Raw genomic sequence first — 5583 nt, 5'->3', positions numbered from 1 at the left:
GCGGCGCGGCCAGCCCGGCGGTGCTGATCGCCACCATCGGCGCGGCGTCGGCGAGCATGAAGCCGATCCGCTCCGCCGGCAGCCCCGGGTCGATCGGCAGGTAGGCCGCGCCGGTCTTGAGCACCGCCACGATCGCCACGATCGCCTCGGCCGAGCGGCTGTACGGCCACCACGTCGCCGTCCTCGACGTGAACGATCCGGCGGTGCACAGCGAGCCGTCGACCCCGTTGCCGGCGCCGAGCGCCGACGACGTCGCCTACCTGATCTACACCTCGGGCACCACCGGTGTCCCCAAAGGCGTTGCCGTCACGCACGGCAACGTCGCCCGGCTGCTGGCGTCCGGTGACTCCGGTCTGCCCCGCGAGGGCGTCTGGTCGCAATGGCACTCGCTGGCCTTCGACGTCTCGGTCTGGGAGATCTTCGGCGCGCTGCTGCAGGGCGGACGCCTGGTGGTCATCCCCGACTCCGTGGTCCGGTCGCCGGACGACTTCCACGCGCTGCTGGTCGCCGAACGGGTCACCGTGATCAGCCAGACGCCGTCCGCGGCGGACGTGCTGTCGCCCGCGGGGCTGGACTCCGCGGCGCTGGTGGTGGCCGGCGAGGCCTGCCCGGCCGAGCTGGTCGACCGGTGGGCGCCGGGACGCACGATGATCAACGCCTACGGCCCCACCGAGGCGACGGTGTACGCCGCCGTCAGCGCGCCGCTGCAGGCGGGATCGCCCACCACCGGGCCGGTGCCGATCGGTTCCCCGGTGCCGGCGGCAGCGGCGTTCGTGCTGGACGAATCCCTGCGGCCGGTGCCGCACGGCGTGGTCGGTGAGCTGTATGTCGCCGGCGGCGGCGTCGCGGTCGGCTACTGGCGCCGCGCCGAGCTGACCGCGTCGCGCTTCGTGGCCTGCCCGTTCGGGGCGCCCGGCTCGCGGATGTACCGCACCGGCGACCTGGTCCGCTGGGGGCCCGACGGCCAGTTGCAGTACCTGGGCCGGGCCGACGAGCAGGTCAAGATCCGCGGCTATCGCATCGAACTCGGCGAGGTGCGCTCGGCGCTGGCCGCGCTGGACGGCGTGGACCAGGCGGCGGTGATCGCCCGCGAGGACCGGCCGGGCGACAAGCGCCTGGTCGGCTACGTCACCGGGGGAGCGGACCCGGTCGAGGCCCGGGCCCGGCTGGCCGATCGCCTGCCGGCCTACATGGTCCCGGCCGCCGTCGTGGCGCTCGACGCGCTGCCGCTGACACCGAACGGCAAGCTCGACGTCCGGGCCCTGCCGTCACCGGAGTACCGCGACGTCGACCGCTACCGCGCCCCGGGCACCCCGGCCGAGGAGACCCTGGCCGGCATCTACGCCCAGGTTCTGGGCGTCGACCGGATCGGCGTCGACGACTCCTTCTTCGACCTCGGCGGCGACAGCATCTCCTCGATGCAGGTGGTGACCCGCGCGCGGGCCGCCGGCCTGGCGCTGCGCACCCGCGACATCTTCACCGAGCAGACCGTGGCGAGGCTGGCCCGGGTCGCCGGCGTCACCGACGGCGAGTACGGCGTGCAAGACGAGGGCGTCGGCGAGGTCGTCGCCACGCCCATCATCCGGTGGCTGCGCAGCGTGGACGGCCCGGTCGATCAGTTCAACCAGACGATGGTCCTGCAGGCCCCCGCCGGCGTCACCGAAGCCGACGTGGTGGCGGTGCTGCAGGCCCTGCTGGACCGGCACGCCATGCTGCGGCTGCGGGTCGACGGCGCGGACGGGGCGGAGGGCGAGTGGTCGCTACGGGTGCCCGAGCCGGGTTCGGTCGATGCCGCCCAGCGGCTGCATGCGGTCGACGAGCTGTCGGACGCGGCGATCATCGACGCGCGGTCGCGGTTGAACCCGGCCGCCGGGGTGATGCTCAGCGCGCTGTGGGTTTCCGCCACGCGTCAGCTGGTGCTGATCATTCATCACCTGGCCGTCGACGGCGTCTCCTGGCGGGTGCTGCTGGAGGACCTCAACATCGCCTGGGGCCAGCATCACCACGGTCAACCCGTCGCGCTGCCCGCCGGCGGCACCTCGTTCGCCCGCTGGGCGACGCTGCTCGCCGAGCACGCGCAGTCACCGGCCGTGGCCGAGCAGGCCGAGGCCTGGCGGCGGGTCGCCGCGACCCCGTCCGCCCTGCCCGCGGTGCGGCCCGAGGTCGACACCTACGAGACCGCCGAGAACATGTCGGTGACCCTGGACGCGACGACCACCCGCACGCTGCTCGGCGAGGCGCCGGCGGCATTCCACGCCGGCGTCAACGACATCCTGCTGATCGGGTTCGCCCTGGCCTGGGCCGAGTTCCTGGGCCCCCGTCTCGCTGTCGGCACCCCCATCGGCATCGACGTCGAGGGCCACGGCCGCCACGAGGAACTGGCCCCCGGAGTCGACCTGTCGCGCACCGTCGGGTGGTTCACCACCAAGTACCCGGTGGCTTTGAACGTCGCGGGGCACGTCGGCGGGCTGTCCTGGTCGCAGGTCACCTCCGGCGCGCCGATCCTGGGCGCGCTGATCAAGGACGCCAAGGAGCAACTGCGCGCGCTGCCGGACCCGCTCACCTACGGGTTGCTGCGCTACCTCAACGGCGACGTCGACCTGGACGGCCCCGACCCGACCATCGGGTTCAACTACCTGGGCCGGCTGGGCGGCGCGGCGGCCGAGCTCTCCGACGAGCTGTGGCGAATCAGCCCGGACGGGTCGTCGGCCACCGCGACCAGCACCGCGGTGCCGATGCCGCTGATGCACACCGTCGACCTCAACGCCGGCACCATGGACACCGCCGACGGCCCGCAGCTGCACGCCAACTGGACGTGGGCGGCCTCGGCGCTGGACCGCGACCAGATCGCCCGCCTGAGCCGGCTGTGGTTCGAGGCCCTGGCCGGCATCTGCGCGCACGTGCGCCACGGCGGCGGCGGCCTGACCCCGTCGGACATCGCGCCCGCGCGCCTGGACCAGCAGCAGATCGAGCGGCTGGAGCGGCGCCTGCGGATCGCCGACGTGCTGCCGCTGACCCCGCTGCAGGAGGGTCTGCTCTTCCACGCCGGCTCCCGGCGGGACGCCCGAGACCGGCTGGAAGACCACCTGTATGCGGTGCAGCTCGACCTGACCCTGACCGGCCCGCTGGACGCCGACCGGCTGCGCGACGCCATGCACACCGTGGTCGGCCGGCACCCGCACCTGGTGGCCCGATTCTGCGAGGAGTTCGACGAGCCGGTCCAGATCATTCCGGCCAACCCGGCGCTGGCCTGGCGCGACCTCGAGATCAGGCCCAACGGCAGCGCGCCCGAAGAGCGGATCCAGCGGCTGTGCGCCGCCGAACGCGCCGCGGTCTACGACCTGGCCGACCAGCCGGCCGTGCGCGCCGCGCTGATCCGCACGGGCGACGACCGGTACCGGCTGGTGCTCACCATCCACCACATCGTGCTCGACGGCTGGTCGGTGCCGATCCTGCTGAACGAGACGTTCGCCTGCTACACCGGCCAGCGGCTGCCGGCGCCCGCGCCCTACCGCCGGTTCGTCACCTGGCTGGCCGAGCGCGACCACGACGCCGCCCGCGCGGCGTGGCGCGACGTGCTGGACGGCTTCGACACCCCGACGCTGGTCGGGCCGCCGCAGCAGCAGGAACCCGGCGGCCGCGGTGTCCGGTCGTTCGCGCTGTCCGAGGAGACCACCCGCGCGGTCAGCGAACTGGCTCGCGCCGGCCACACCACCGTCAGCACCGTGCTGCAAGCCGGGTGGGCGCAGCTGCTGGCCTGGCTGACCGGCCAGCACGACGTCGCCTTCGGCACCACCGTGTCGGGCCGGCCGGCCGAGGTGCTCGGCGCCGAATCGATGGTGGGTCTGATGATCAACACCGTCCCGGTGCGCGCCAACATGACGGCGTCGACCACCACCACCGAGCTGCTCGACCAGATGCAGCGCGCCCACGCCGACACGCTGGACCACCAGCACCTGGCGTTGCACGAGATCCACCGGCTCACCGGACACGAGCAGCTCTTCGACACCCTGTTCGCCTACGAGAACTATCCGCTGGACACCTCCGCGATGGCCGTCGACCACGAACTGGCGATCGCCGACGTCAACATGTTCGAGCGCAACCACTACCCGCTGACGATGCAGGCCGCCCTGTCCGGCCAGGAACTCGGCCTGCGGGTGGAGTACGACACCGGAATCTTCGACACCCAGACCATCGACGCGCTGCGCGACCGGCTGGAGCGGGTGCTGCTCGCGATGGCCGCCGACCCGGGCCGGCCACTGTCGTCGGTCGATCTGCTCGGCGCGCCCGAGCGCACCCGCCTGGACCAGATCGGCAACCGGGCGGTGTTGACCCGGCCGCTGCCCGCGCTGCCGTCGATCCCCGCCATGTTCGACGCGCAGGTCGCCGACCGGCCCGACGCGGCGGCGATCAGCTGGGGTAGCACGTCGATGACCTACCGGGAACTCGACGAGGCCGCCACCAGGCTGGCGCGCCTGCTCGCCGAGCAGGGCGCGGGGCCGGGAGAGTCGGTGGCGGTGCTGTTCTCGCGGTCGGCGCGGGCGATCGTGGCCATCCTGGCGGTGCTCAAGACCGGGGCGGCGTACCTGCCGATCGACCCGGCCGCGCCGGGCGCCCGGATCCGCTTCATGCTCGACGACGCCGCGCCGGTCGCCGCCGTCACCACCGAAGGCCTGCGGTCGCGACTGAACGGCTCCGAGGTGACGGTCATCGATATCGAGGACCCCCGGATCGGGGAGCGCGCGGCCACGCCGCTGCCGGCGGTCGCGGCCGACGGCATCGCCTACGTCATCTACACCTCGGGCACCACCGGTGTCCCCAAGGGCGTGGCGATCACCCACCGCAACGTGACCCAGCTGCTGGACACCCTGGACGCCGGCCTGCCGCGGGTGGGCGTGTGGACGCAGAGCCACTCGTACGCCTTCGACGTGTCGGTCTGGGAGATCTTCGGCGCGCTGCTGCGCGGCGGCCGGCTGGTGGTGGTGCCCGAGTCGGTGGCCCGCTCGCCGAAGGACTTCCACGCCCTGCTCGTCGACGCGGAGGTCACTGTGTTGACGCAGACCCCGTCGGCGGTGGCGATGCTGTCGCCGAAGGGGCTGGAGTCGGTGACGCTGGCGGTGGTCGGCGAGGCCTGCCCGGCCGAGGTGGTGGATCGCTGGGCGCCCGGCCGGGTGATGGTGAACGCCTACGGCCCGACCGAGACCACCATGTGTGTGGCGATCAGCGCCCCGCTGACGCGGGGATCCGGGACGCCGCCGATCGGTCTGCCGGTGGACGGCGCGGCCCTGTTCGTGCTCGACCCGTGGTTGCGCCCGGTGCCCGAGGGGGTCGTCGGCGAGCTGTATGTGGCCGGCGACGGGGTGGCCGCCGGGTATGTGGGCCGGGCCGGGCTGACGGCCTCGCGGTTCGTGGCGTGCCCGTTCGGGGCGCCCGGGGCGCGCATGTATCGCACCGGGGACCTGGTCTGCTGGGGGCCCGACGGACAGCTGCGCTACCTGGGTCGCGCCGACGAGCAGGTGAAGATCCGCGGCTACCGCATCGAGCTCGGCGAGGTCCAGGCCGCGCTGGCCGCGCTGGACGACG

At 73.5% G+C, this 5583-nt stretch carries 1 protein-coding gene and 1 pseudogene; one reads left to right on the top strand and one right to left on the bottom strand.

Annotated features, from left to right (window positions below):
• Positions 1 to 124: hypothetical protein (locus A9W96_RS31925; RefSeq protein WP_231999955.1), on the bottom strand; the 124-nt coding region annotated here is incomplete at its 3' end.
• A 13-nt stretch (positions 125 to 137) separates the two neighbouring features.
• Here A9W96_RS31925 and A9W96_RS29030 point away from each other — a divergent pair.
• Positions 138 to 5583, top strand: a pseudogene (locus A9W96_RS29030) (amino acid adenylation domain-containing protein); the annotation flags it as partial.

This window comes from Mycobacterium sp. 1245852.3 (assembly GCF_001669335.1).
Taxonomy (GTDB): domain Bacteria; phylum Actinomycetota; class Actinomycetes; order Mycobacteriales; family Mycobacteriaceae; genus Mycobacterium; species Mycobacterium europaeum_A.
Note: the sequence above shows the minus strand (reverse complement) of the source record. Positions and strands in the feature narration are given on the sequence as shown.